Below are 23,294 nucleotides of genomic sequence, written 5' to 3'. Positions count from 1 at the left end.
CAGCCATTTTCCTATATATTAGATTTAAGGGGGAGAAAGAACACGCTTGTGCGTTCGAAAACGGTGGAAGGAAAAATGCGTCGCTTTATTTGGGGGGAATCAACGTCGGTTGAAGCATGAGAAAGCGCGATTCGGTGTGTTATAACGCATAATGCCGGGCCTGAAAATAGCCGGTGCCAATATTAAGATCAACGGAACTTAAGTATGTTTGAATTAAAACGCTTTTTAATAATTTTAACTAGCACGTTGTTGGCAATCTTTTCAAGCAAAACTGTATATGCTTCTACATCCGCTGTAGATGTAGTATGCCGAGGCGGAATAATTGATGATCGTGTATTGAAATCCTTATATAGACTTGGAGATCAGTTGCGAGCCAAGTCTACAATACTAAATTTAACGCCAAATTGTATAAAAGAAATTAAGTTTCCAGATAGAGATCCTCTTCCTAATCCTTACGTTGGAGCCCTGGAGCTAGCTGCCGGAAAATCGACTCCTGAAAAATTTGCCAATTCATTGGAAAAAATTCAAGGCCATTTATCAGGCAACGACCCGATAGACAGAGACTTGAAAGATGCTCCATTGCTGATGTATTTACGCATCGGTTGCGGAAACGATAGGGTATGCGTGACGAACACGCTCAAATCAATACAAAATTTTCAACCAGAAAAAAGCCCGATTTTTTGTGATTTCGCAAACAAAGCAGACTCCAGAATCGTAAATTACTATCAGTCCTCAGACTATCTGCCATTGCCTGTACGCTGTTTGTACCATAGCTCTCTTGGAGGACATCGATCGATTTCTGCGTTAGAAGACTGGTTTATCGCATTTGACAAATTGAGCAGATAATTATGGTCAAGATTTATTCGCTACGAGCCGCTAATCTTATTGCGCGAGAACTAATTTGCCATATCTGATCTTTGTGATGATCTATTTAGCGGGCACAATCGCCTACCTGTTTTTTCGGTCGATGCAATACCGCGCCCATGTCCTGATAGATGGGGGTCAGCCTGATATGCTAGCGATGTACGCGCTGTTTCTGGATGCGGATCTACCTTTTGTCCTGGCGCGGCTGGCCATCTTGATTATCGTCGCAATTGCGATTGCGCTTTATCGCAAGACTGCTGCTGATATTACTTATTCGGTGCTTATGGTGGCGGGATTGGTTTTCGCGGCCGATGTGGTATCGATCACTGTCTATCGGATATTGTCTTGAGAACCCCAAACCCTAAATGCTAGAACGAGTGCCAACCCCGTGGAAGGCGGTCGAGAATGATCGATAAGGCATTGTCGTCATTTCCCTTGATTGATCGCGCTAAGCGGTAAATAGAGGAGGGAGATATTAACGTAGCGAAAGAAATTCTGTTGCCTGGTTTGCTATTCCCGTTTACCCATCTTCGTCCGTGTGTTCGCGGGAATAATCTTGACTGTCGCTGTCATGCCCGCCACCAGTTCAACACCCGGCGCGGCCCGATCAATATGGATGCGCACCGGAACGCGTTGGGCCAGACGCACCCAGGAAAACGTTGCTGCGACATTTGGCAGACCGAGGTGGCCGGGTGCGTCGTTGCTGTTATCGATACCACGACCGATGCTTTCGACGTGACCTGACACGGGCTGTTCATACCCCATCAACATAATCTGCGCTTGATTACCGACATTGATTTGTCGAATCTTCGTTTCCTCGAAATATCCGGTAATCCAGAAACTGGCCGAATCAAGGACGGCGGTCCTGGTCACGCCGGCCGTCGCATAGTCGCCCGGCCGAAGCCTCAGATTGGTAACATAGCCGTCAACGGGTGAGCGTACAACCGAGCGAACCAGGTTGAGTTTGGCAAGATCAAGCGTGGCGACCGCCGCATGGTAGGCAGCGTTGGCGACAGCCGCCGCTCCGCTGGCCTGTTGGGCAGCTTCTTTGGATACCGCGTCACGGACCTGGTTGTATCGTCGCGCCGTCGCTTGACGAACGATCATATCCTGGCGTTTGGCGTCGACATCGGCCTCTGCCAGCGCCACTGCGATGCGAAGCCGCTCGGGGTCGATTTTGTATAGAATGTCGCCGCGATGGACATACTGGTTATCAACCACAGGTACGAGGCTGACCGTGCCGGAAACTTCCGGTGTGATTTGTACGACATCCACGCCAACCCGCCCGTCGCGGGTCCAGGGTGTTTGTCCGTAGTGGCCCCACACCTTCAGCGCGATAAAAATGGCAACAGTCGTGAGACAAAGGGTCAGCGCATAGCGGCTGAGCAGGGATAGAATACGCTTCAAGATGATAATCCAGTCAATGGCAGGTACTGCACGAGCAGACCGTAAAGAATGACGAAGGTCGCCAGCTCGACGAGTGGGCGATAAGCGAACATGCGACGAATTCCGGTCATGGAGAGAAGGCGGAGCGTTGCCACGGCGGCTACTAAAGCAACGAGCGCGAGCACCATCAGGCCGGGAATAAGGACGCCGCCAATATTGAGATCGACGATCATAAGTTGTATTTCCTCCCGTCTGCTCTTTCACTGGTGCCCAGTGCAAACCTGAGGTCGATGAGCAGATCGAGTATTTGCAAGCGATTTTTGAGCGGACTGCTTGCGATCATGGTCATCAATATCTCGATGCGCTGGTCCAAGTCGATTAGCTCGGCTGGCGTTAACGGGCCTCCGGCTCGAAAGCTTGCTGCGATTGCCGAAAGGAGTTCGCTTATCCTGATCTCGGTCTCACCTTTTATTCGCGGGAGTGTCTTGCGCAGCTGACCAGCAGCATGTCCGATACGAAGATGGTTCAAGGTATCGTCGAACACGCCTGTATAGCTATTTTGTGATGCCCGCAATCTTGGCAGCAACAATGCTGTCCGATCAATCATCAGGCTTGTCCAGTGCGCTTCGTCGGGCGCTGCGCCCAGGGCCCGTCGACTGATATCCCGCTGACTTAATTGAAGCAACCGTTTGATCGCGACATCGACCGGGACGGTCTGGAAGAGGGACATGCTCATTGCCCCGAATCCGATTCCGGAAAAGAGCGCAACGGAGATATTAAGAGAGGCGGCGAAGTCGCCGGTGTAATGGGGTCCCAGGTTCAAGAGGATCGGAATGGTCAGGGTAATGCCTAGCGCCATATACGTTGTGGGTGGGCGGGCCTGGAGCGAGCCTGCGAACAGGAAAGCCGGGGCGAGTACAGCGACAAGAACGGCGAAGTCTGTGACTTGGGGAATAATGACGAAGCTGTAGGCGAAACTGATAGCGACCCCATATAGCGAGCCAAGGGTATATTTGACGACGTTGGGCGCAGGTGCATCGACATTGCCGAACAGGGAGCAGCATACGCCGATAATGGAGACCGCCGTTGCACCGTCCGGCCAGGCAGACCAGATCCAGAAGGCGCAGCCCAGAAGAATGCCGATGATAGCGCCCAGTGTCGCCCGGCCTGCCATCCATGGGTCACGGTGATAGACGTAACCCTTGACACGCGTTGTCCCATGAAGCTGCGTCAGGGCACGCGACCGTCCGGGTGTCGCGATATTTCGCTCAAGCCAGTCGCAGTCGGCAAGTAAGCCGACCATTTCGGCCAGATGACCTGCAAGGTTCGCTGTAAACCTGTGGACGGGCGTTGCAACGTCCGTGCCAAACTGTTTCCGGATTGATCGCGCACGACCGATCAGTTGGGCTGCGGTGGTTTCCCGTTCGTTTGCCTCGATGGTTGCGATCCACGATCCGACGTCGTCAACCAACGCAATCAGCTCATCGGGCGCCTTGCCGTTACTTATGCGAAGGGAATGAACCCGGTCTTCGATCTCTGTCGCGAGTGGAAGCAAGCGAGCGAGCCGGTCATGGATATGTTGCAGCGTCTTGCGACGTGGCGTGGCGGGGGCAATATCGTACGGAAGGTACGTCGTCAGCCCTTGCAGCGCAAGGAGGTCCGCGGCAAGCTGGCTGCGATCGCGCCGGTATTTACCGGGCTCTCCCTTCAGTGCATCAGCCGCCAGCCGGCGGGCGTCTCGCAGCGCGACCGAGAGCTTGCCGGTGAATTGGGCGCTCATGCGTTTGGGCAGGACATAGCGATGGATCAGAACTGCACAAAGAATGCCGATGGAGATTTCCTGGACACGCAGCGACGCCGTCTCAAAAACGGATCCCGGGTCAAGCACGCTCGGAAAGCCGATAAGGCTCGCTGTGTAGCCTGCAAGAACGAAGGCATAGGCTCGAGGCGTGCGATCAAGCAGTGAAAAAAACAGGCAAAGACCGATCCAGCCGGAAAGTACCATGCTGCACGCGATCGGGTCGTTCACGAAATTGGGTACGATCGCAACGGTCGCGACGGCGCCAACGAACGTTCCGGCAAAGCGATATACACCACGACTGAGTGACGCGCCCGCAGACGTTTGCGAAACAACGTAAACGGTCACGATGGCCCAGAAAGGCTTGGGCAACCCGATACGCAGCGCGATGTAGTAGGCCAGCATTGCTGCGGTGAAACTCTTGGCCGAAAAAAGGATCGCGTACGCATCTACCTTCATGGCCGGTGTGCGAAGGATATTCGAACCTGCCTTCAGCAATGCTGCACTGGCTTTGCCTGGAACGGTATTTGTGGGCTGCGACGTATTCATGTCGCTATTATTTCCCGTTTACAATGCAAAGTAAATTCAGTATTATGACAAAAAATACCTAAATTATGCCATTTTGATGCCTCAGTCACTTTCCGCTATTTCTGTTTTTGACCCTGACGTCTCGCCGCTGCCGGCGGTCGCCCACCAGCTCGACTTTGCTGATCACCAATCGGAAGTGCCGTTGCATGTTCACAGGAAAGGCCAGCTGATCCTCGCCCTGCACGGCGCTGTTACATGCATGACAGGTAACGAAATCTGGATTGTTCCGCCCAACTGTGGCGTCTGGATTCCGGGTGGCGTGTCGCATAGCGCCCATGCGACGTCGAACGCGCGGCTTAACTATCTGTTCGTGGAACCGGGAGCGGCGAACTTGCCCGAATACAGTTGTACGCTTTCAATCTCACCCATGATTCGGGAGTTAATAGACCGGCTTGCTCGCGACGGCCCGGACTACCTTGCCGACAGCCATGCTGCGCGGCTTGCGAGGGTCGTGCTGGACGAATTGGCAGACATGCCCCGCGAACAGTTCAATTTTCCGATCTCCGGCAATCCGAAGATCCGGTCGATGGCTGAGGCACTGACAATCGATCCATCAGATCGCAGCACGTTGAGCCATTGGGCGACGCGGCTGGCGATGAGCGAGCGGTCGCTGGCGCGCCTGTTAATCCGGGAAACGGGATTAACGTTCGGACGTTGGCGTCAACAACTGCATCTTGTCGTTGCGCTGCGCGAACTGGCGAGCGGCGAGTCGGTGCAAAATGTCGCGGCCGAGTTGGGTTATGAATCGGTGAACGCATTTATTACCATGTTCAAGAAGGCGCTGGGGAGTACGCCGGCACAGTATTTCAAGAAACGGAATGCGCCAATGCATATGTTTTAGGCAGAGTATCGACACCGTATTTGCTCCAGCGTCTGTGAAACAGAAGGGGCTTCTTAACGTTGTCTAGAGAATTGATGCATATCAATGCGTTGTTTTTTTCATTGCAATAGAATTAGTTTGGTTGGATGCAAAAATTAAAACAATAAACAGATATTTTTAAGCTGACTTGTGAAGCAATACACCCTATATCTCGCAACGATATTCCTGATTATCGTAACGCCAGGACCTTCCGCTCTGTTGGTCATTCAACATTCGGCAATGTTTGGAGCCAAAAAATGTTTATATAACGCCCTTGGCAGCATATGCGCCTCTTTCATTCTAATTGTTATTTCCTTGGCCGGGATAGCATTTTTTTTAAATGGTATATGGATGAATGTATTATCGATTCTGGGCGCACTATTATTAATTTATGTGGGAATATCAGGTTTTAAAAATATCGAGATCAATAGCGTTGGTATATATGAGCATACTAATTTCGCTCTATTCAAGGAGTCTTTCTTTACGGGGATAAGTAATCCGAAAGATATTATTTTCTTTATCACTCTTCTTCCTCAGTTTATAAATCAATCAATTCCTTATTTTGTATCAGCGACATCGCTGACTGTCGGATGGATCATCGTTGATTTCAGCACAATGATGGGGTACGCAATAATTGCCAGCATTATTGCAAAAAAGCTAAATCAATCAGCAATTAACAAGATGCGAAAAGCCAGTGGTTTTTTGATAATAATAATTGGCATCACTTTATTTGCAAAAAATATTTTTATTTTGACGTACCTGTAAAGAAAAGCACCCACTCAAAACCCGCAAAAATCCCGAATCTCCGACTGGGTAAACGTCACGTCAATCGCGCCATCAGGCGCCATATTCTCCAGTGCATCAATCATTGCCCTGAAAAACGCCACTGCCCCAGGAGACAGGCTGCGGCCTTTCTTTTTCACCACGTAGAGTTTTCGGCGTATGGCAGGGCGGGTCAACAGCCGGAAATTCAATCCCTCCACCACCAGCGACTTGGCGGCCAGCGCCGGCAGTGCGCTGAATCCAAAGCCGCGCCTGAGCAGCGCCTGTAGCGAAGCCACGCCGCTGACTTCATAAACTGTATTCTTGAACAGGCCTGCGATTTTCGGTTCGCTGTCCAGCAAAATGCGTATGCCGTTGGCCTTGCTAAGGCGCACCATATTGTGTTGCGACAGCCTGTGCCAGGTCAACGATGATGTTTCTCTGCTCAACGGGTGGTCGGCACCATACACCGCGCCATAGGAGTCTGTCAGGAGCAGGGCGGAGTCCAGTTCGTTGATCGGCTCAAACAGCGTCGTCACCCCAAAATCCGCTTCGCCGGACAGGACCTGGTCGGGAACGCTCTGGGTCGTGCCCTCCGTAAAACGGGTGTGTATGCCAGGGTACTGCTGAGCCAGGTCCATCAACGCCGGCGTCAAGACATACGTGATGAAGGAGCCGGCTGCGCATACCGAGACCGAACCGCGTTCCCTTGCCGCCGCCATCCGTAACTCATCCAGCGCATCCTCCAGGTCGCGTAAGATTCGCTGCGCCGTCGGCAGGAACATTTCCCCTTGCCGGGTCGGGATAACGGACCGGGTGGAGCGATCGAACAGTTGCAGCCCGACCTCGTCTTCAAGCACCTTGATCGACGAGGTCAGGGTCGATTGCGTGACGTGCAGGCTGTCTGCCGCCTTGGTGAAGCTGCCCTCGGCGGCCACGGCAATAAACGCACGAATCTGTTTCAGGGTAATATTTGCCATTGATAAAATCGATTAATGGATTGAAATTATTCGTTTGTTCAAACATTTTCCCAAGTTTAAACTAATTTCATCTTTTCATTATTCACAGAGGAAAATGATGAACAACCCAACAGAGCGTGTTGCTAACAATGTGCCCGAGGCGGTGAGCGGGGAAGCCGCCTGGTACGGGCGGGATATGTCCCGCGGTACCGAATGGATCCACGCATTGACGTCCGAGGATATCAAGGAAATCGACGCGGCGCTGGACGCCTTTCATGCGGGCGGACTGTCCATGGCAGACATCAGCCCCGACACCTTCTCCTTGCCCCGCCTGTCGGAGAAACTGGGCAAAATTCTGAATGAAATTATTAATGGCCGCGGCTTTGTGCTGCTGCGCGGCATGCCTGTAGAGAAGTATGGAAAGGCCGACTCGGCCATCGCGTATCTTGGCATTGGCGCACATCTGGGAAGCTTTCGTTCGCAGAATGCAAAAGGGCATTTGCTTGGGCATGTGCGCGATATGGGCGCGGATATCCGGAACGCCAAGGTCCGTTATTACCAGACAAACAGGGGCCTTGAATACCATACCGATTCATGCGATATCGTGGGCCTGTTGTGCCTGCAGACTTCAAAAAGCGGGGGAGAGAGCCGAATCGCCAGTTCCGTGACGATCTACAACGAGATGATGGCGCGTCGGCCGGACCTGGCAGTGCAGTTGTTCCATTCATTTCCCACGGATCGCCGCGGCGAAATACCCGAAGGCATGGACCCGTGGTTTGAGGTGCCCGTTTTCAATTGGCATGAGGGGTATTTCACCACGATTTATTCTGGGCAATATATCCGCAGCGCCCAGGAAAACTACCCCCAGGCCAGGCGCCTGACGCAACCGGAAATCGACGCCCTGCAAATGCTGGACGACCTGACTAACGACACCGATATCAATCTGCAAATGGAATTCAAGGTGGGCGACATGCAGTTTCTGCATAACCACCAGATTCTGCACTCGCGCACGGATTTCGAGGACTGGCCCGAACTGGAACGCCGCCGTCACCTGCTTCGGCTGTGGGTTTCTCCCAGAACCGCCCGTCCTTTGCCGGAGAGTTTTGCGGCCCGATATGGGTCGCTGGAACCGGGCAATCGTGGCGGCATTGTGGTGAAAGACACCCGCCTTAACTTTACGCTTGAAGACATCTGATCTTATCTACCGGCCGTCTATTGACAAAGAATAGACGGGCCCCTCAAAACGAATATCACAAATATGAACTAGAAAAACGATGTAACTGGAGGAAGACATGATAAAGGATAGAGTTAAACTTGCGGGGGCGTTCGCCCTGGCCTGTTTGTGTGGCATTGCCCCTTCTACATCGGCTGCCGGCGAATGGCCCGAGCAGCCCATTCAGATCATTGTTCCTTATAGCGCCGGCGGGGCCGTGGATGTGCTGACGCGCATCATCTCCAAGGAGATGAGCAAGGACCTGGGCCAGCCCATCATCGTGCAGCCGCGCCCGGGCGGGGAAGGGAACATTGCCGCATTGGCGGTCGCCAGAGCCAAGCCCGACGGCTATACATTGCTATCCAGTTCGGCCGTGCTGACCAGCATCCCGGTCTTGTTCGATGACATTGAGTGGAGCCCCAAGGATTTTACGCCCATCGCCCGGTTCGCCACCTCATCCGGCTTCATCATCTCGTCGGCAAAGCTGCCCTTCAAGACCATTCCTGAACTCAAGTCCTACGTGCAGAAGCACCCGGACCTGCCCAGCGCGGTACTGATCGGCGGCGCATATACGACCATTGTCACGCATATGGTCGGCAAGGCGACAGGTATTGATCTGCTGTTTGTGCCGTACCAGGGGGCGGCGCAACACATGACCGACCTTTACGAAGGACGCGTCGCACTGGCAACCGTGTCCGGCAATCTCGCCTGTGGCGCCATCAATGACAATAAAGTCAATATCCTGGCGATCACCGGCGACAAGCGCTCAAGCGCGGCCCCGGATATTCCGACAACCAAGGAAGCCGGTATTGCCGAAGTCAACATGCAAGGCTGGTATGGCTTGCATGCGCCCGCCGGCACACCGCCAGACCGGGTTGCCAAGATCGCCCAGGCGCTTGATAACGCGGTGAAAAAGGACAGCGTGCGGCAGGCGCTGGAAAAAGCCTGTGTCACGGTCGCGTATCAGAATCCCGAAGAGTTTGGGAAATTCGTCAACGACGACATCAAACACTGGAAAGAGGCCGCACCCATGATCAAGACCCAGGGCAAAATGCCGACGCCGCCCAAGAACTGATCGCCGGTACACCTCGACAGTGAACCGGACGATCCGGTAAACGCAGTATTAACGACAGTGGCAAAAGGAAATGTTTATGACGCAAATGCTTATCAACGGAACGAAAACCGACGCCGTTAACAAGCTGACCATTGATGTAATTGACCCGAGCGACGGCAAGGTATTCACCACCATCCCTCGCGGAGGGCAGCAGGATGTGGATCATGCCGTAACGGCCGCCCGCGCCGCGCTGAATGGTGATTGGGGAAAATTGGCGGCTTTCGAGCGAGGCCGCTTGCTGAACCGCTTGGGCCAGAAAGTGCTGGAACACCAGGAAGAATTGTCCCGGCTTGAATCGCGCGATACCGGCAAGCCGATTTCCACCGCCCGCGGCGATATCGGCGTGCTGGCCCGTTATTTCGAGTTCTACGGGGGCGGTGCCGATAAGGTCCACGGCCAAACAATCCCTTTTCTGAACGACTATTCGGTAGAACTCGTGCGCGAGCCGCTGGGCGTGACGGCGCATATTATTCCCTGGAACTACCCCGCCCAGATGTTCGGCAGAAGCGTCGCGCCCGCCCTGGCGATGGGCAATGCGGTCGTGGTCAAGCCCGCGGAAGACGCCTGCCTGTCGATATTAAGGGTTGCCGAGCTTGCCATGGAAGTGGGGTTTCCTGCAGGCGCCGTGAATATCGTAACGGGTTTGGGCGAGGAGGCCGGCGCTGCGCTGTCCAGCCATCCGGACATCAACTTCATTTCATTTACGGGTTCCAACGAAGTGGGCACGCTGATTCAGCAATCGGCCGCTGTGAACGCGGTCAAATGTGTTCTGGAACTAGGAGGCAAATCCGCGCATGTTGTGTTTGATGACGTCAATGTCGAGCTGGCCATCCCGGCCATCGTGAAAGGCATTGTCCACAATACCGGCCAGACGTGCACGGCAGGCAGCCGTTTGCTGCTGCAAAAAGGCGTGCACGACACGTTCCTGAAGGCGTTGGCCGAGGCTTTCTCGCAAACCCGCGCCGGCACGCCGGATATGGACCTGACCTGCGGCCCGGTAATTAACAAATCCCAGTGGGAGCGCATAAACCGTTATATCCAGAAGGGAACAGAAGAAGGCCTGGAGGTGGTAGCGCAGGGGCAGATTGCCGATGATGTGCCCGAAGGGGGATTTTTTGTGACACCCACAATATTTGGCGCCCGGAATCACGATAGCGAGCTTCTGATGCACGAGATTTTTGGGCCGGTCCTGGTGGTTGTGCCCTTTGATACCGAGGAGGAGGCCATTGCGACGGCCAACGCCACGGAATATGGACTGATGGCTGCCGTCTGGTCAGAAAATGGGGGTTGTCAACAGCGCGTGGCGCGCGCCATGCAGGCAGGACAGGTTTATATCAATAGTTTTGGCGCCGGGGGAGGGGTGGAATTGCCTTTTGGTGGCGTCAAGAAAAGCGGACATGGACGTGAAAAGGGGTTTATCGCGCTGGAGGAAATGAGCACGACGAAAACCATTGTTCATTATCATGGGCAGGCGGGCATACGATCCTGATCGTAAACCCACCGGCAAATCCACAGCCCGACATGTTGCCAAAGCGCGCGTAACTGATCCGGCTGCATGCCTATGCTGATAGGCATTGGAGTAGGTACCCATAGATCCAGGTCATGACCTACGTCGTAACCCCCTCGATCTGCGCCAGGATAGGTTCGACCTGTTGACGCAGCCATTCGGACGCCGGGTCCCGATCGGAATGCGCCGCCCACACCATCGAAATGGGCGTGACCTCAAAGTCGAACGGCACCGGGCTGTTCACCAGCCCCATCAATGGCCCGTAGCAGTTGGCGATCCGCGACGGCACGGTGGCAATGACTGGCGTGGACATCACGGTACTGAGCACAGTCAGAAATTCCGGCGCTGCCATCACCACATCCACTTCCACATTGGCGGTGCGCATCGCATACTCCAGACAGCCGCGGATGCTCGCGTTTTGAGAAACCAAAGCATGCCGCTGCGCCAGGTAGGCGCTCTGGTTGATGGGCACCGCCAGATCAAGCAGCCTGGGATTAAAGCAGCACGTTAGTGACTGTTCAAAGAGCAATTTGCGGCGGTGCCGCTCGGCGCCGTCGCCAAAACAGCCGATCGCCAGATCGATCACGCCATCATCCAGCATCCGGTGCACCTCGTCCGGCTGTGCCGGTCGTGCCAACAGTTTGATGCCCGGCGCGTCGCTTTGAACCTGCGCGGTCAGATTCGGCATCAGCAGAACTTCCAACTCGCTTGAAAAACCGATTGAGAATGTGCGCGTCTCTTGCTCCGGGCGGAAGGTCTCGCGGGTGGTGATCGCATGCTGTGCCTGCTCGAGGAGCCGGCCGATCGGCAACGCCAGGGCGATCGCGCGCGGCGTCGGTTTCATCACCTGGCCGACCCGGATGAAGAGCTCGTCATCCAGCAGCAGGCGCAGCGTACTGAGGTTATGGCTCATCGCCGACTGCTTGATTTTCAAACGGGTCGCCGCGCGGGTGACGCTGTGCTCGCGCATGAGCGCGTCGAAGGCCACCAGCAAATTCAGGTCGAAGGACCATAAATTGAAATGATCAATGGAAGACATTATTTGAATCGATTTGTTTAATTGATACCGCAAGTTTAAACTACAAATGTGATTTCAACCAGCGGGATTTACAACATGATTCATCCGAATAGAACCTACACAATCGGTGACATTACCATCACAAAAATCGAAGAAATGCGCCTGAATGTGGCCACACCGGCCTTCCTCTACCCGAGCTGGGAGGCAGCCGAACTCGAACCCAATCTGCACTGGCTAACGCCCAGTAATATGGACGCCGGCACCGGCAATCTGATCCAAAGTATCCATGCCTGGCTGGTGCGCACGCCCGAGCATACGATCCTGATCGATACCGGTTCGGGCAACGACAAGGAGCGGCCACGCAACCCGATTTTTCATCAACTGAACACGCCCTTCTTGCAACGCCTTGCCGCCGCAGGCGTGTTACCGGAAGACGTTGATTACGTGCTGCACACCCACCTGCACGTCGACCACGTCGGCTGGAACACGCAACGGATCGACGGCCGCTGGGTGCCGACCTTTCCCAACGCCCGCCACGTGTTCTCCAGGGCGGAAGAGGACTACTACGGCAGCCCCGACAGCCATAACGAAGTGAACGTGCCCAGCCTGGGCGTGTTCGAGGACAGCGTGGCGCCGATCATTGCCGCCGGCCAGGCCGAGCGTATCAGCAACGAGGGCGGTGACTACCTGGAGAACTTTACCTTCCGTCCGACCAAGGGCCACAGCATCGGCCATATGTCGATTGAGCTGCGCTCTAAGGGCGAGGTAGCGCTTTTCACCGGTGATGTCATGCACCATCCACTGCAAGTGGTGCGTCCGGACTGGAACTCGGTATTTTGCGAGTGGCAGGAAGCAGCACTCGCGTCGCGTCGCTGGGTGCTGGAGCAGGGCGCCGAACACAATTTGCTGCTGTTTACCCCGCACTTCGCGGAAACCTCAGCCGGCTATGTGACACGTCAGGGCGATCGTTTTGCCTGGCGCTACGAGTAATGAATCAGGAACTACTTAGAATGAGTCAGAACATTTTTATCAACGGAACCGAAGTGATCTTCGAGGAACTGCGCGTCGCTACCGGCACTCCTGGCATCGAGCTGTATGTGCGCAATAAGCGTCCCGCTGGGCTGAAGACCTTTACGCCGGAACGCACCATTGTGATGGTGCATGGCGCCACCTTCTCGTCCGGTAGCTTGTACGATGTACCGTTCAACGGCATGTCGTTTATCGATTACCTCGCCGCCGCGGGCTATGAAGTCTACGCGCTGGATGTACGCGGTTACGGCCATTCGGCCCGGCCGCCGGAAATGGAGCGGCCGGCCGAGCAGAGCCAGCCAGTCGTCAAGACCGACACCGGCGTGGCCGACCTTGGCACCGTGGTCGACTATGTGCTGCAACGGCGCGGTCTGCAGAAAGTATCCGTGTTCGGCATGTCCTGGGGCGGCACCGTCGCAGGCGCCTATACCAGCCGCAATAATGACAAGGTGCATAAGCTGGCCCTGCTTGCGCCGCAGTGGCTGAGCGACAAGCCGATTCCGATTGATACCGGCGGCAAACTCGACGCCTGGCGCCTGGTTCCGGTACGGCAAAGCAAGGACCGGTGGCTTAGCACCGCGCCGGAACATGGCCGTGCAACCCTGGTGCCGGAAGGCTGGTTCGAGCAATGGGCTGATTTCACGCTGGCCGAGGATCCTTGGAGTAGCGAGCGCACACCGGACCAACTGCGCGCAAGCAACGGTCCTATCCAGGACATTCGCGACTACTGGCGCGTCGGGCGCAAGTATTACGAGCCCGGCAATATCCAGGTGCCGGTGCTGCTGGTTCACGGCGAGTGGGACGTAGACGTGCCGGTTGAGCTAGCGCAGGCGCTGTTTTCTGAGCTTAGCAACGCGCCCTATCGTCAGTGGGTGGAAATTGGTGAGGCTACTCATCTGGTGTTGCTGGAGAAGAATCGCTTGCTTGTGTTTCAAGCTGTCCGGGATTTCTATGACCGTAGTTATGAGCCGGAAACGGCGCAGAACGCGCACCGGGCTTCATACGCGGCAGACCTGGAACCGCTCTAAAAACTTGTATTGATTAGCGTTTTTAGAGTGATGCCCGCGGGCTGAATCAAACCGGCTCGTCTTGCGGGTAGGGGCAGATCCGGGACGCCATTTAGCCTGGGTTTGAGTAACGTTCAGCCATTGTGACTGGAAAAAGTCATCGCTATTGCGTGCCGATGAAAATGATCTTGGTATTGCCATTTTCATCGTCATATAGAGATATGGAATGATAGGGGTTGCTCTGTCCCGCAGTTACCCAAGCGTCTGTCGACTTCCCATAGTCGCGCTTTGCTGCGCGTACATGGAATGGGTACCACAATACCACCATGCGCCAATACCCAGGCGAGTGCGACTTGCGCAGGCGTCAGGCTTTGTATAATGGGCACATGTCTGAGTTGAAAAAACTGCCCCGTCCTCGTTGCGAGCATTGCCAGCGGCCTGCATCGCATTGCCTGTGTGCGTATATAAGTCGCATTCCCAGCCGCACGCAGGTACTGGTGCTGCAACACCCGGATGAAGCGAACCATCCCCTGAATACCGCCCGCCTGGCGGTGATGGGGCTGCTTAATGCACGGTTGCTGGTGGGTGAGCATTTTCCGCAATTGGATGACATCGTTGCCTCAGCGGGTCGTGTGTTGCTGCTCTTTCCCGAGCGGGAAGCAAGCAGCGCGCAGGTTGCTGCCGTTTCTACTTCCTCTTGTGGTGAGCCTGCTTCGTCGCTGCTCATCGTGCCGGACGGCACCTGGCGCCAGGCACGCAAAATAGTAGGCGCGAACCCGGTGCTGGACACACTGCCTCGGCTGAGCCTGCCCCCTGGCATGCCGTCGGAATACCGGATACGCAAGACGAGTCAGCATGCTGCAGTGTCCACCATTGAAGCGATTGCGCGTAGCCTGTCGCTGCTTGAACCTGAGCAAAGTTTCGACCGTTTATTGGCGCCCTTCAGGGCGCAGATCGCGCAGCAGGTGCAGGCTATGGGGGAAGAGGTATATAGGCGAAATTATACGAATAGATGAGCAATACCCGGCCTGTTTAGATTAAGCGATTAGTGAGCGTTATAGTCAGTGCGATGATACATACGCTGCGTCCACAAATGCGGGAGGGGTGGCGAAGTTCTTCCGCATACGTTTTGTTTCCGCTGCCGGCGTCAAGCCAAAGAGACGTTTGAATTCCCTGCTGAATTGGGACGAACTCGTGTAACCAACCGCGTGACCCGCCGCCTCCGCTGTCAGGTCCTCCCGTATCATTAACAGGCGGGCCTGATGTAGACGCGTGGATTTGACATACTGCATTGGTGACATTTTTGTGATTGCCTTGAAATGGCTGTGAAAACTAGGGACACTCATACCTGCCTTCTGGGCGAGCTCGGTCACATCGAGAGGCTGTGAATAACCGCCATGAATCAGGCGCAACGAACGACCAATCTTCCCGAACTGCCCCCTCATGGCCAACGCTTCTCGCATGGACGCTCCCTGTTCTCCCGTCAGTACCCGGAAGTAAAGCTCCCGCAAAAGGCTTGGGCCAAGCACTGCAGCGTCAAGCGGCTGATGCATTGCCTCGAGAAAGCGCAATATCGAACTTTGCATCGCTTCATCCAATGGACTTGACATCATGCTTTGAGGGGCATGCGTTTCAGTTGCCAAGCCTTTACCATCGATTTGTGCTGCAAGTTCAGCGGCGACGATGAAGTCAAGATGCAGGTATAAGGCCAACAATGGCCGCTGGGCAGTCGCATCCGTTTCCATGCTGAAGGGAACGGGCACAGACACCGCCAAATAGTGATCTTCGTCATATATATAGAGTTGATCGCCGAAATAGCCTCGCTTGCGACCCTGACATACAATCACGATCCCCGGATCGTACAGCACCGGTGTGCGTGACAGTGCGCGGTCAGAACGCAGGATACGAACACTTGGCAATGGAGTCGGGTTGTATCCCTCGTCGGGTGCCAGTATATGTAGTAACGCAATGATGCGCTCCTGGCTGCGAGAGGACAGCCCTGCGGGGCGAGTGAGCGCAGATGCGCCATTCATAGTTTTATGCAAGAAATATATAGAAAATTGACTTATTTAACCTGGGTAATGAGACTAGTATGCACTTTTCAATCCAAGTCCAGGAGAATTGCGTGGCGATCAACAAAATTTTACTTATCACAGGTGTCAGCAGCGGCTTTGGCCGTGCACTTGCGCAAGAAGCGCTGGCAAAGGGTTATATGGTTGTCGGGACGGTGAGAAGCATGCAGGCAAAGTGTGATTTCGAGTCTTTGTCGGCTGGTTCTGCTGTCGGCGTCGTGTTGGATGTAACTGACTTGGAAAACATCGACAGCGTTGTGGCAGAAATAGAAGCAACCGTCGGACCGATCGATGTGTTGGTCAACAATGCCGGCTACGGGCACGAAGGCGTCATGGAGGAATCGCCTATAGCTGAGATGCGCAGACAGTTTGAGGTGAATGTGTTTGGTGCAGTTGCCATGATGAAAGCGGTGCTTCCCTTCATGCGCAGACGTCGTTGTGGTCATATTCTCAATATCACCTCGATGGGCGGCTACATGACGATGCCTGGAATTGCGTATTATTGTGGAAGCAAATTTGCACTGGAAGGTATATCCGAGACGCTGGGCAAGGAAGTTAAACATTTGGGTATCGCGGTCACTGCTGTAGCACCAGGTTCGTTTCGTACCGACTGGGCAGGACGTTCAATGACGAGGACACCGCGCTCGATTTCAGACTACGATGCGCTTTTCGATCCTATTCGTAAAGCGCGCGAGGAGAAGAGCGGCAAGCAATTGGGAGCCCCAATCAAGGCAGCGAGAGCGGTGCTTTCAGTGATCGCATCGGATTGTCCGCCCGCTCATCTGTTGCTTGGCAGCGATGCAATGACGCTTGTGCGGAATAAGCTGTCGGAATTGGAAGAGGAGATAGGAACTTGGGAGTCTATTACTGTGTCGACGGACAATTGAGATCGTAAAAGGGTGGGAACGTTGATTACGTGTTATGCCTATGTGCCAGCGATGGTCGGGTGTGGACTTGCCGGCATAAAGTTATGCAGATCGCAACGCAAACTACATTTGCTTTACCATCACCAAGGTTTGGGCAGATTTTGCGCCATTGGGGCGGTCGGTTTTGCAAACTAAACAAAATCCATGTCAGTCCAGTCGCCTTTTTAGCAAACTGCTGATTTCAGCATCAAGATGCCTTTCAGCTACTGCCCGTATCGGGTAACCAAACGCTTTACTTAGTGGCCCCAAAACCGCTTGCAACGGCAGCGCAATAGCCTGGCTGCCCACGACTACGATGCTTCCCGCGCAGACATGCTTGAGCTGGTCGCGGTTGACTTTTAACCAAAGTGCCAATTGCTTTCTGCTTGCATTATCACTCTCTTTGTCCCGCGCCGGTATTTCCCGGGTCAAAAGGACGAATCGTTCGCCTTGAAGCAGCAGCTTGTTGAACTCTGATTCCCAGTTGGACGCGCCACTTGCAGACATCCAGACCAAGGGGAATTGACGAGTGTCAATATGCATTACGCTGACTCCAGTTTACTGGTGAGATTGGGCGCTGTCGGCGCGAATTCGCTGATACGAGCCGGCAATCAGCAGCTCCAGCCCGATCACAAAGCGGTGATCGAAGTTATCAGAGAATATTGCTTCGCTCGCAGCCAGACTATGCGGATATTTCTCATGCGTGGATGCCAGGAACTGGCGCTTGCGATCAGCCAAATCCAGCGTACTGCCGGGCCCCAGCGCCTGTTCTTCCATGACGAAACCAAGAACGTAATAGGTAGTACTAAAACTGTAAACTGCGGCAAGCTCTGCGCTCGCGCCGGCCTGAACGAAAGCGGAGATCATGGCCTCGCTGGTTCGCAAAACGTTATCGGTCACCACATACGTGCCCGCAAACACCCGGGCGCCATCGCGATGACGCAACAGTGCCCGACGAAGTTCTCCGGCTACCTGCAGGACACGATCCTCCCATGACGCAGTTTTAGAAAGATTTCTTGCCACAGTCTCCACCAGGGCATCTGCCATGCCGTCAATCAGCGCCTGCTTACTATCGAAGTGCCAGTACAGCGAAGGCGCCTGCACCTTCAAAGACTGGGCGAGTTTACGCATAGTCAATCCTTCCAGGCCGTCCTGGTCCAGCAGTGCGAGCGCGGCCTGGACCACTTGTTCTCGCTGAATTTTCGGGATTCTCATATCACACCTTGGCTTGCCGACTTGAAATCTAACACTGTTAGTGTATCATTTAATAAAACTAACGGTGTTAGATTTATTGAAAACCATGACTCAGGTGCTGTTCGCAAGCGCCATACACGATGGTGTGTATCCACACAAGATGAATTGCAAGGACGCTTAATGACTATTCAGTCTGAAGAAACGACAAACCGTCGCCCGCTGGCATTACGCCTGGCTCCCTGGGTAGGGTGCGCGGCCATCATTGCTCTGCTTATCCTGGCCACAACCCACTGGCGCGAATGGACAAGCAGCAGGACGATTCAAACGACACAAAATGCGTTCGTGAAATCGGACTTTGCGGTGCTGAGCACCAAAGTCTCCGGCTATATCAAGGCATTGCCGGTCGAAGATTACCAAACAGTGCACGCTGGCCAGTTAATTGTGCAGATCGATGACAGGGATTATGTTCTGAAAGTTACATCTGCATTGGCCAAGCTGAGTAAAGCTCAGGCCAATCTGGACAATCTCGATAGGGAAATCCTGGAACAGCGTGCTCGCATCAAGGGTGAGCAGGCCAATGCCCGCGCGGCCCAGGTTCGGGTTCGCCAATACAAGAGCAATCCGGAACGCCAGGAAAAACTGGTCCGGCAAGGGGCTTTATCGCGGCAATTGTTTGAAAATGCCCAGGCAGACTTGGATCATGCAGTGGGCCTGCACGAAGCGGCCATCGCCCAGGCTGACCTGGCCAGTAAATCGCTGGCTGTCCTCAAAGGGCAGCGTGGGCTGCGCGTAGCCGATGTAAATGCCGCTGCTGCAGAACTTGAAGGAGCCAGACGCGACCTTGACTATACGCGCATTTTCGCTCCCTTCGATGGCGTGTTAAATAAACGCCATGTACAACACGGCAGCCTGGTCAGCACCGGCACTCAGATCGTGTCTATTGTGCCTTCCGATCAGTTCTACGTTATCGCCAATTACAAGGAAACGCAGCTAGTCCATGTCCAGCCTGGTCAGCCAGTAGTCGTGAGCGTTGATGGCCTTCCCGGCAGGCAGTTTCGTGGCCGGGTCAGAGAAATAGCGCCCATGAGTGGTGCCGAATCAGCGTTGCTACCGGCAGACAATGCATCTGGCAATTTTACCAAAGTTGTACAGCGTATCCCTGTGCGTATTGAATTGGCCCCCGGGCAGCGGGAATTAAACAGGCTACGGCCTGGAATGTCTGTCGAAGCCAGCATCAATACAAAAGGAGAAAATATTCTTCCCTACACGAAACAAGCGCATCATGTTGCGTACAAAACCCGGACGGAATCGGATTGATCATGGCACGTCGATCTCTTTTCGCTAACACGCCTCGTGCCCGCCCTGCACTCACCGTAGTAGCCATTTTTCTGGGCGCGGTTCTGACTACTTTGCAAGGACGGCTGTTTTCCTCGGCATTACCAGATCTGCGCGGTCAATTCGGTCTGGATGTTCTGGAAGCCGCGTGGCTGGGAACCGCGCTAAACGGCGCACAGCTTGTTACCATGTCTATTGTCCCCTGGCTTGCCACCATTATCGGCCCGACACGGATTCTCGTTACGCCCAGTCTGTGTCTTGGTGTCGCAACGCTGCTCATTCCTGTTTTTGCACACAATTATCCAATGCTGGTGCTTCTGCATGCTGTTGCAGGCTTGTGTATGGGCATATACCTGCCATTGACTATTAGCCTGGGGTTGCGCAGCGTGCACCCGAGGTTCTGGCTGGTTGTCATGGCCGCCTATAGCTTGCGTGTGTCGACCGGCATGGATGCGGGGTATGGCGCGTCAGGCTTTCTGGTGGAAGAAGTCAGTTGGCACTGGGTCTATTGGACGACGGCATTTATTGGGCCGCTCATTGCCTTGCTTGCCTGGAAAGCAATGCCGCTGACGCCTGTCAATCAAGATCAACTGCGGCAGGCTGATTGGGCAGGCATGACCTTGTTCTGCACAGGCTTGGTGTTGATGTTTATCGGTATCGAATCGGCCGAACGCCTGGGCTGGCTAGATTCGGGCCTGGTAGTTATCGCAGTCGCAGGCGGGGCTATTCTGTTTTTCGCGGCTGTTGTTCGCGCCGCGCTACAGCCAAATGCATTTGGAGATCTTGCCGCGTTTGGCAATCGAAATATCCTCATTTGCCTGGTGATTGCATGTCTGTTCGGTGTGCTGATGACGCCTACTTCCTTGCTGATCCCGACATTTCTTGCGCAAATGGGCGATCTCAAGCCGATGCAGACGGGTTCGGCCACCCTGATTGCATTCGCTGCTTATCTCGCCGCTACGCCCTTGGCCGTTTATCTGGCCAGACGCGCCGAGCCCAGGCTGCTCATCGTATGCGGACTGATTATCATTGCGATCACAGCATGGCTAGGCACGCATATCAGCCACAACTGGCGAGTGGATCAATTCATCACGATCCTGATTATGCAGTCGCTTGGCGAGAGTATTATGCTCATCGGATTAATTGCCTCATTCGTTACCAACCTCAATCCGCAACATGGCGTGGCGCTTGGCGCGTATGTCTCAATAGCACGCGTATTGATGCCGGTAATGGCCGGTACAATCATGTCAACCTGGCTTCGTATGGCCGCAGATACCAGTTATGCATCATTAAGCGCCTATGTGCAGGCCGGCGAGCCCCTAGTCGTGGAGCGCACACGTTCTGGATTAAATGGTATCGCAAGTGTCATAGCGCGAGAATCTCAGGTTATTGCCCATATAGACGGCTTTCATCTTGTTTTTTGGACAAGCCTGCTTAGCCTGACGCTGGCGGTGCTATTGCGCTCTTCTCCCGCAAATCCGATAGCGCCTCCTATTCAAGCCTCAACCGGCTAACCATCAACGCTGTCTGCTATGACAGCTATTCTGATTATGCTCAGCGCAGCCACATTAAAGCCTGATGCGCGTAAAGCCATTCAGGTCTTTTGGGTGTACCCAACCATCGTGAAGGGGCATTGTCCACATACTGGTCAGACATGCTCGGCCGGCAGCCGGCTGCTGCTTCAGAAAGGCGTGCACGACGCATTCCTGAAGGCGCTGGCCGAGGCACGTTCCTGCGGCCCGGTGTTCAACAAATACCTACCGGCAAACCCATAGCCCGACATGTTGCAAAAGCGCGCGTTTGTTCAGACCTACAACTTCGTAAAATTCGTTTGCGCCGCTGCCTTTTCAAAGCGCTCGATTTCTTCCAGCTGAAATGCGCGTAACTGCTCCGGCTGCATGTCCATGATTTCCCCGGAATTATTCGATACGAACGTCGTTGATGACGGTTCGCTTAGTACCGCCTGCATGTTATCGGAAAGATACTGCACGGTTTCGAGTGGTGTATCGGCCTTCAGCCAAAGCGCGGTCCAACTGTAATGGATGGCATCGGCATAACCGCTCTCCTTGAGTGTCGGAACATCGGGCAGCTCCGGATGCCGCTTATCTCCGGTAACGGCGATCGCTTTAACCTGTTCCCCGTTGATAATCCGGGTAGTCCCCGGCGTATCTACCACTGCGAGATCCAGTTGCTTGCCAATGACATCTGTGGTCGTCTGTGAAAGCCCCTTGTAAGGCACGTCTTGCCATTTTTCCAGCGGAATGTCCTGAATAAGCGTCGTGTGAAAGTGTATTTTGGTATCGGGATACTTCTCTGAAAACAACTGTAATGCCGAAGGCACAACATCCAGCCCGAGGCTGGGGCTGCAGCAGATATGAACCTTTCCTGAAGGGTTTGCTGACAAGTTCTCTGCAAAGGCATCCACTTTGAGAGCGGCTTCATAGACCTGATTGACCTCGTTAAACAGGTTATGCGCCTCGGGCGTTGGAATCAGCTTGCCTTTGCTGCGGTGAAAGAGCTTGAGCCGCAAATTTGTTTCCGTATGGGATAACAGCTTGCTCACAGCCGGCTGCGAGATGAACAACATGCGTGCGGCGCCGCTGATCGTACCGGTAATCATGACGGCCCGGAATATTTCCATTTGGCGCAGCTTGAATTTCATATGAATTGCTCCTGTACTGATTAACCCCCGGTTATGGTCTGCTGCATTATCGGCATACAGCGAAACACCGGTTTTCCTTTAGACTTTTGCCCTGAACAAGGAAATTACAACTGTATAACACAGGGTGGAAGAATGAAGATTGGATTCATAGGACTCGGAAAAATGGGCTTGCCCATGATGCAGAACCTGTCCGAACGGTTCGACGTGCAGGCGTTTGATGGCAACTCGCAAGCCCGTGTGGCGATACGACAGGCAGAAAACGAGTCAACCTATGTGGTGTTGGACTCGCTGGATGAGATGACCGATATCGACATCCTGATATTGATGCTGCCGAATGGCCGCATCGTGCAGGACTGCGTTTTGCCCCTTTGCGAGCGGGAAGGGGCATTGAAGAAGGACGCGGTTGTGATCGACATGTCATCCAGTTCGCCCCTTGACACGCTTCAATTGCATGGAAAACTGGGCCAAAAGGGTATCGCCCTGCTGGACGCCCCAGTATCCGGCAGCGTCCAGAAAGCAAAGAACCAGACGCTGGCGATCATGGTGGGCGGGGAATCAGCGGTGCTGGAACGGGTACGGCCTGTACTGGAGGCAATGGGATCAGCGATCATCCCTACCGGGAAAACGGGTTCTGCCCACAGCATGAAGACCCTCAACAATTACGTCTACGCCGCCGGCTTAATGGCCGTGTCCGAAGCTCTGATTGTGGCCGAAAAACTGGATCTGGACCTGGAAAAGTTTACGGATGTACTTAACGCCTCCAGTGGCCGCAATGTCGCGACTGAAACCAAGGTCAGGCAGCATATGCTGAAGGGCGGCGACTTCAGCGGCGGTTTCGGCCTGCATCTGATGGCCAAGGACTTGGGTATTTCCCACGATCTTGCCCAGCAATTGGGTGTCAATCCCGGGCTGCTGGGTCTTTGTTTCGAGACCTGGCAAAGCGCCATCAAGACTGCGCCTGCACAGGCAGACAATCTGGAAATCCATCATCACCTTTCCAATACCCTCAATTCCTGACTGCC

General features: G+C 54.2%; 24 protein-coding genes. 15 read left to right on the top strand and 9 right to left on the bottom strand.

Annotated features, from left to right (window positions below; genetic code table 11):
• The first annotated feature begins 204 nt into the window (after positions 1-204).
• Positions 205-846: a hypothetical protein gene (locus tag W822_RS46295; protein ID WP_155848067.1), complete on the top strand. Its 642-nt coding sequence runs from the start codon at positions 205-207 to the stop codon at positions 844-846.
• Positions 847-901: 55 nt separating this feature from the next.
• The gene (locus W822_RS25910) at positions 902-1,213 is read left to right on the top strand and encodes a hypothetical protein (protein WP_155848066.1); all 312 of its coding nucleotides are present in this window, start codon (positions 902-904) and stop codon (positions 1,211-1,213) included.
• A gap of 161 nt (positions 1,214-1,374) precedes the next feature.
• Here the strand turns inward: W822_RS25910 and W822_RS25905 are convergent, their stop codons facing one another.
• Genes W822_RS25905 through W822_RS25895 form a run of 3 tightly spaced genes read right to left on the bottom strand, consistent with a single transcriptional unit; the run spans position 1,375 to position 4,597 of the window.
• A complete protein-coding gene (locus W822_RS25905; protein ID WP_024003418.1) occupies positions 1,375-2,271 on the bottom strand; it encodes an HlyD family secretion protein in 897 nt (298 codons plus the stop codon).
• A complete protein-coding gene (locus W822_RS25900; RefSeq protein WP_024003417.1) occupies positions 2,268-2,483 on the bottom strand; it encodes a DUF1656 domain-containing protein in 216 nt (71 codons plus the stop codon). Before W822_RS25900 ends, W822_RS25905 begins: the two co-directional genes overlap by 4 nt.
• Positions 2,480-4,597: an FUSC family protein gene (locus W822_RS25895; protein WP_024003416.1), complete on the bottom strand. Its 2,118-nt coding sequence runs from the start codon at positions 4,595-4,597 to the stop codon at positions 2,480-2,482. The genes W822_RS25900 and W822_RS25895 overlap by 4 nt, the downstream gene beginning before the upstream one ends.
• Positions 4,598-4,673: 76 nt before the next feature.
• Between W822_RS25895 and W822_RS25890 the strand changes: the two genes are divergently transcribed.
• On the top strand, positions 4,674-5,477 hold the full coding sequence (locus W822_RS25890) for an AraC family transcriptional regulator (protein WP_024003415.1): 804 nt from the start codon (positions 4,674-4,676) through the stop codon (positions 5,475-5,477).
• Positions 5,478-5,645: 168 nt separating this feature from the next.
• Entirely contained in the window at positions 5,646-6,260 is a 615-nt protein-coding gene (locus tag W822_RS25885; RefSeq protein ID WP_081724251.1) for a LysE family translocator, read from the top strand.
• A gap of 14 nt (positions 6,261-6,274) precedes the next feature.
• Here the strand turns inward: W822_RS25885 and W822_RS25880 are convergent, their stop codons facing one another.
• A complete protein-coding gene (locus tag W822_RS25880; RefSeq protein ID WP_024003413.1) occupies positions 6,275-7,237 on the bottom strand; it encodes a LysR family transcriptional regulator in 963 nt (320 codons plus the stop codon).
• A gap of 97 nt (positions 7,238-7,334) precedes the next feature.
• Between W822_RS25880 and W822_RS25875 the strand changes: the two genes are divergently transcribed.
• From W822_RS25875 to W822_RS25865, 3 genes are all read left to right on the top strand, one after another.
• Positions 7,335-8,411: a TauD/TfdA family dioxygenase gene (locus W822_RS25875; protein WP_024003412.1), complete on the top strand. Its 1,077-nt coding sequence runs from the start codon at positions 7,335-7,337 to the stop codon at positions 8,409-8,411.
• 97 nt (positions 8,412-8,508) lie between these two features.
• Entirely contained in the window at positions 8,509-9,504 is a 996-nt protein-coding gene (locus tag W822_RS25870; protein WP_024003411.1) for a Bug family tripartite tricarboxylate transporter substrate binding protein, read from the top strand.
• A 76-nt stretch (positions 9,505-9,580) separates the two neighbouring features.
• Positions 9,581-11,032, top strand: coding sequence for an aldehyde dehydrogenase family protein (locus W822_RS25865; RefSeq protein WP_024003410.1), 1,452 nt, complete (start codon positions 9,581-9,583; stop codon positions 11,030-11,032).
• A gap of 118 nt (positions 11,033-11,150) precedes the next feature.
• Here W822_RS25865 and W822_RS25860 read toward each other — a convergent pair whose 3' ends face one another.
• Positions 11,151-12,089, bottom strand: coding sequence for a LysR substrate-binding domain-containing protein (locus W822_RS25860; protein ID WP_024003409.1), 939 nt, complete (start codon positions 12,087-12,089; stop codon positions 11,151-11,153).
• A gap of 75 nt (positions 12,090-12,164) precedes the next feature.
• Between W822_RS25860 and W822_RS25855 the strand changes: the two genes are divergently transcribed.
• From W822_RS25855 to W822_RS25845, 3 genes are all read left to right on the top strand, one after another.
• On the top strand, positions 12,165-13,058 hold the full coding sequence (locus tag W822_RS25855; RefSeq protein WP_024003408.1) for an MBL fold metallo-hydrolase: 894 nt from the start codon (positions 12,165-12,167) through the stop codon (positions 13,056-13,058).
• A gap of 20 nt (positions 13,059-13,078) precedes the next feature.
• On the top strand, positions 13,079-14,125 hold the full coding sequence (locus W822_RS25850; RefSeq protein WP_024003407.1) for an alpha/beta hydrolase: 1,047 nt from the start codon (positions 13,079-13,081) through the stop codon (positions 14,123-14,125).
• A gap of 365 nt (positions 14,126-14,490) precedes the next feature.
• Positions 14,491-15,120, top strand: coding sequence for a tRNA-uridine aminocarboxypropyltransferase (locus W822_RS25845; RefSeq protein ID WP_437177134.1), 630 nt, complete (start codon positions 14,491-14,493; stop codon positions 15,118-15,120).
• Positions 15,121-15,165: 45 nt separating this feature from the next.
• Here the strand turns inward: W822_RS25845 and W822_RS25840 are convergent, their stop codons facing one another.
• Positions 15,166-16,137, bottom strand: coding sequence for an AraC family transcriptional regulator (locus W822_RS25840; protein WP_024003405.1), 972 nt, complete (start codon positions 16,135-16,137; stop codon positions 15,166-15,168).
• Positions 16,138-16,229: 92 nt separating this feature from the next.
• On the opposite strand from W822_RS25840, the gene W822_RS25835 reads away from it, so the two are divergent.
• Complete coding sequence (locus W822_RS25835) at positions 16,230-17,063, top strand: oxidoreductase (protein WP_024003404.1); 834 nt, start codon at positions 16,230-16,232, stop codon at positions 17,061-17,063.
• A gap of 186 nt (positions 17,064-17,249) precedes the next feature.
• On the opposite strand, the gene W822_RS25830 is transcribed toward W822_RS25835, so the two are convergent.
• Both W822_RS25830 and W822_RS25825 read right to left on the bottom strand, forming a co-directional pair.
• The gene (locus W822_RS25830; protein WP_024003403.1) at positions 17,250-17,624 is read right to left on the bottom strand and encodes an ATP--cob(I)alamin adenosyltransferase; all 375 of its coding nucleotides are present in this window, start codon (positions 17,622-17,624) and stop codon (positions 17,250-17,252) included.
• 15 nt (positions 17,625-17,639) lie between these two features.
• A complete protein-coding gene (locus tag W822_RS25825) occupies positions 17,640-18,296 on the bottom strand; it encodes a TetR/AcrR family transcriptional regulator C-terminal domain-containing protein (RefSeq protein WP_024003402.1) in 657 nt (218 codons plus the stop codon).
• 159 nt (positions 18,297-18,455) lie between these two features.
• On the opposite strand from W822_RS25825, the gene W822_RS25820 reads away from it, so the two are divergent.
• The 3 genes from W822_RS25820 to W822_RS25810 are packed head-to-tail and all read left to right on the top strand — an operon-like array spanning position 18,456 to position 21,385.
• On the top strand, positions 18,456-19,592 hold the full coding sequence (locus W822_RS25820; protein ID WP_024003401.1) for an HlyD family secretion protein: 1,137 nt from the start codon (positions 18,456-18,458) through the stop codon (positions 19,590-19,592).
• Positions 19,593-19,594: 2 nt separating this feature from the next.
• Positions 19,595-21,124, top strand: coding sequence for an MFS transporter (locus tag W822_RS25815; protein ID WP_034279378.1), 1,530 nt, complete (start codon positions 19,595-19,597; stop codon positions 21,122-21,124).
• 18 nt (positions 21,125-21,142) lie between these two features.
• The gene (locus tag W822_RS25810) at positions 21,143-21,385 is read left to right on the top strand and encodes an aldehyde dehydrogenase family protein (protein ID WP_024003399.1); all 243 of its coding nucleotides are present in this window, start codon (positions 21,143-21,145) and stop codon (positions 21,383-21,385) included.
• A 35-nt stretch (positions 21,386-21,420) separates the two neighbouring features.
• Here W822_RS25810 and W822_RS45725 read toward each other — a convergent pair whose 3' ends face one another.
• A complete protein-coding gene (locus W822_RS45725; protein WP_024003398.1) occupies positions 21,421-22,272 on the bottom strand; it encodes a LysR family transcriptional regulator in 852 nt (283 codons plus the stop codon).
• A 132-nt stretch (positions 22,273-22,404) separates the two neighbouring features.
• On the opposite strand from W822_RS45725, the gene W822_RS25805 reads away from it, so the two are divergent.
• Positions 22,405-23,289 carry an NAD(P)-dependent oxidoreductase gene (locus W822_RS25805; protein WP_031242017.1) on the top strand — a complete coding sequence of 295 codons (885 nt, stop codon included), beginning with the start codon at positions 22,405-22,407 and terminating at the stop codon, positions 23,287-23,289.
• The last annotated feature ends 5 nt before the right edge of the window (positions 23,290-23,294 follow it).

It is taken from the genome of Advenella kashmirensis W13003, assembly GCF_000506985.1.
Taxonomy (GTDB): domain Bacteria; phylum Pseudomonadota; class Gammaproteobacteria; order Burkholderiales; family Burkholderiaceae_B; genus Advenella; species Advenella kashmirensis_A.
This window is presented reverse-complemented; position numbering and strand designations above follow the sequence as displayed.

Bases quoted from the DNA above. Each gene is read 5' to 3' on its own strand.
- W822_RS46295 (WP_155848067.1), top strand. From the start codon at position 205: ATGTTTGAATTAAAACGCTTTTTAATAATTTTAACTAGCACGTTGTTG.
- W822_RS25805 (WP_031242017.1), top strand. From the start codon at position 22,405: ATGAAGATTGGATTCATAGGACTCGGAAAAATGGGCTTGCCCATGATG.
- W822_RS25875 (WP_024003412.1), top strand. From the start codon at position 7,335: ATGAACAACCCAACAGAGCGTGTTGCTAACAATGTGCCCGAGGCGGTG.
- W822_RS25840 (WP_024003405.1), bottom strand. From the start codon at position 16,137: ATGAATGGCGCATCTGCGCTCACTCGCCCCGCAGGGCTGTCCTCTCGC.
- W822_RS25825 (WP_024003402.1), bottom strand. From the start codon at position 18,296: ATGAGAATCCCGAAAATTCAGCGAGAACAAGTGGTCCAGGCCGCGCTC.
- W822_RS25855 (WP_024003408.1), top strand. From the start codon at position 12,165: ATGATTCATCCGAATAGAACCTACACAATCGGTGACATTACCATCACA.
- W822_RS45725 (WP_024003398.1), bottom strand. From the start codon at position 22,272: ATGAAATTCAAGCTGCGCCAAATGGAAATATTCCGGGCCGTCATGATT.
- W822_RS25870 (WP_024003411.1), top strand. From the start codon at position 8,509: ATGATAAAGGATAGAGTTAAACTTGCGGGGGCGTTCGCCCTGGCCTGT.
- W822_RS25810 (WP_024003399.1), top strand. From the start codon at position 21,143: ATGACAGCTATTCTGATTATGCTCAGCGCAGCCACATTAAAGCCTGAT.
- W822_RS25815 (WP_034279378.1), top strand. From the start codon at position 19,595: ATGGCACGTCGATCTCTTTTCGCTAACACGCCTCGTGCCCGCCCTGCA.
- W822_RS25880 (WP_024003413.1), bottom strand. From the start codon at position 7,237: ATGGCAAATATTACCCTGAAACAGATTCGTGCGTTTATTGCCGTGGCC.
- W822_RS25900 (WP_024003417.1), bottom strand. From the start codon at position 2,483: ATGATCGTCGATCTCAATATTGGCGGCGTCCTTATTCCCGGCCTGATG.
- W822_RS25830 (WP_024003403.1), bottom strand. From the start codon at position 17,624: ATGCATATTGACACTCGTCAATTCCCCTTGGTCTGGATGTCTGCAAGT.
- W822_RS25820 (WP_024003401.1), top strand. From the start codon at position 18,456: ATGACTATTCAGTCTGAAGAAACGACAAACCGTCGCCCGCTGGCATTA.
- W822_RS25865 (WP_024003410.1), top strand. From the start codon at position 9,581: ATGACGCAAATGCTTATCAACGGAACGAAAACCGACGCCGTTAACAAG.
- W822_RS25895 (WP_024003416.1), bottom strand. From the start codon at position 4,597: ATGAATACGTCGCAGCCCACAAATACCGTTCCAGGCAAAGCCAGTGCA.
- W822_RS25860 (WP_024003409.1), bottom strand. From the start codon at position 12,089: ATGTCTTCCATTGATCATTTCAATTTATGGTCCTTCGACCTGAATTTG.
- W822_RS25890 (WP_024003415.1), top strand. From the start codon at position 4,674: ATGCCTCAGTCACTTTCCGCTATTTCTGTTTTTGACCCTGACGTCTCG.
- W822_RS25845 (WP_437177134.1), top strand. From the start codon at position 14,491: ATGTCTGAGTTGAAAAAACTGCCCCGTCCTCGTTGCGAGCATTGCCAG.
- W822_RS25850 (WP_024003407.1), top strand. From the start codon at position 13,079: ATGAGTCAGAACATTTTTATCAACGGAACCGAAGTGATCTTCGAGGAA.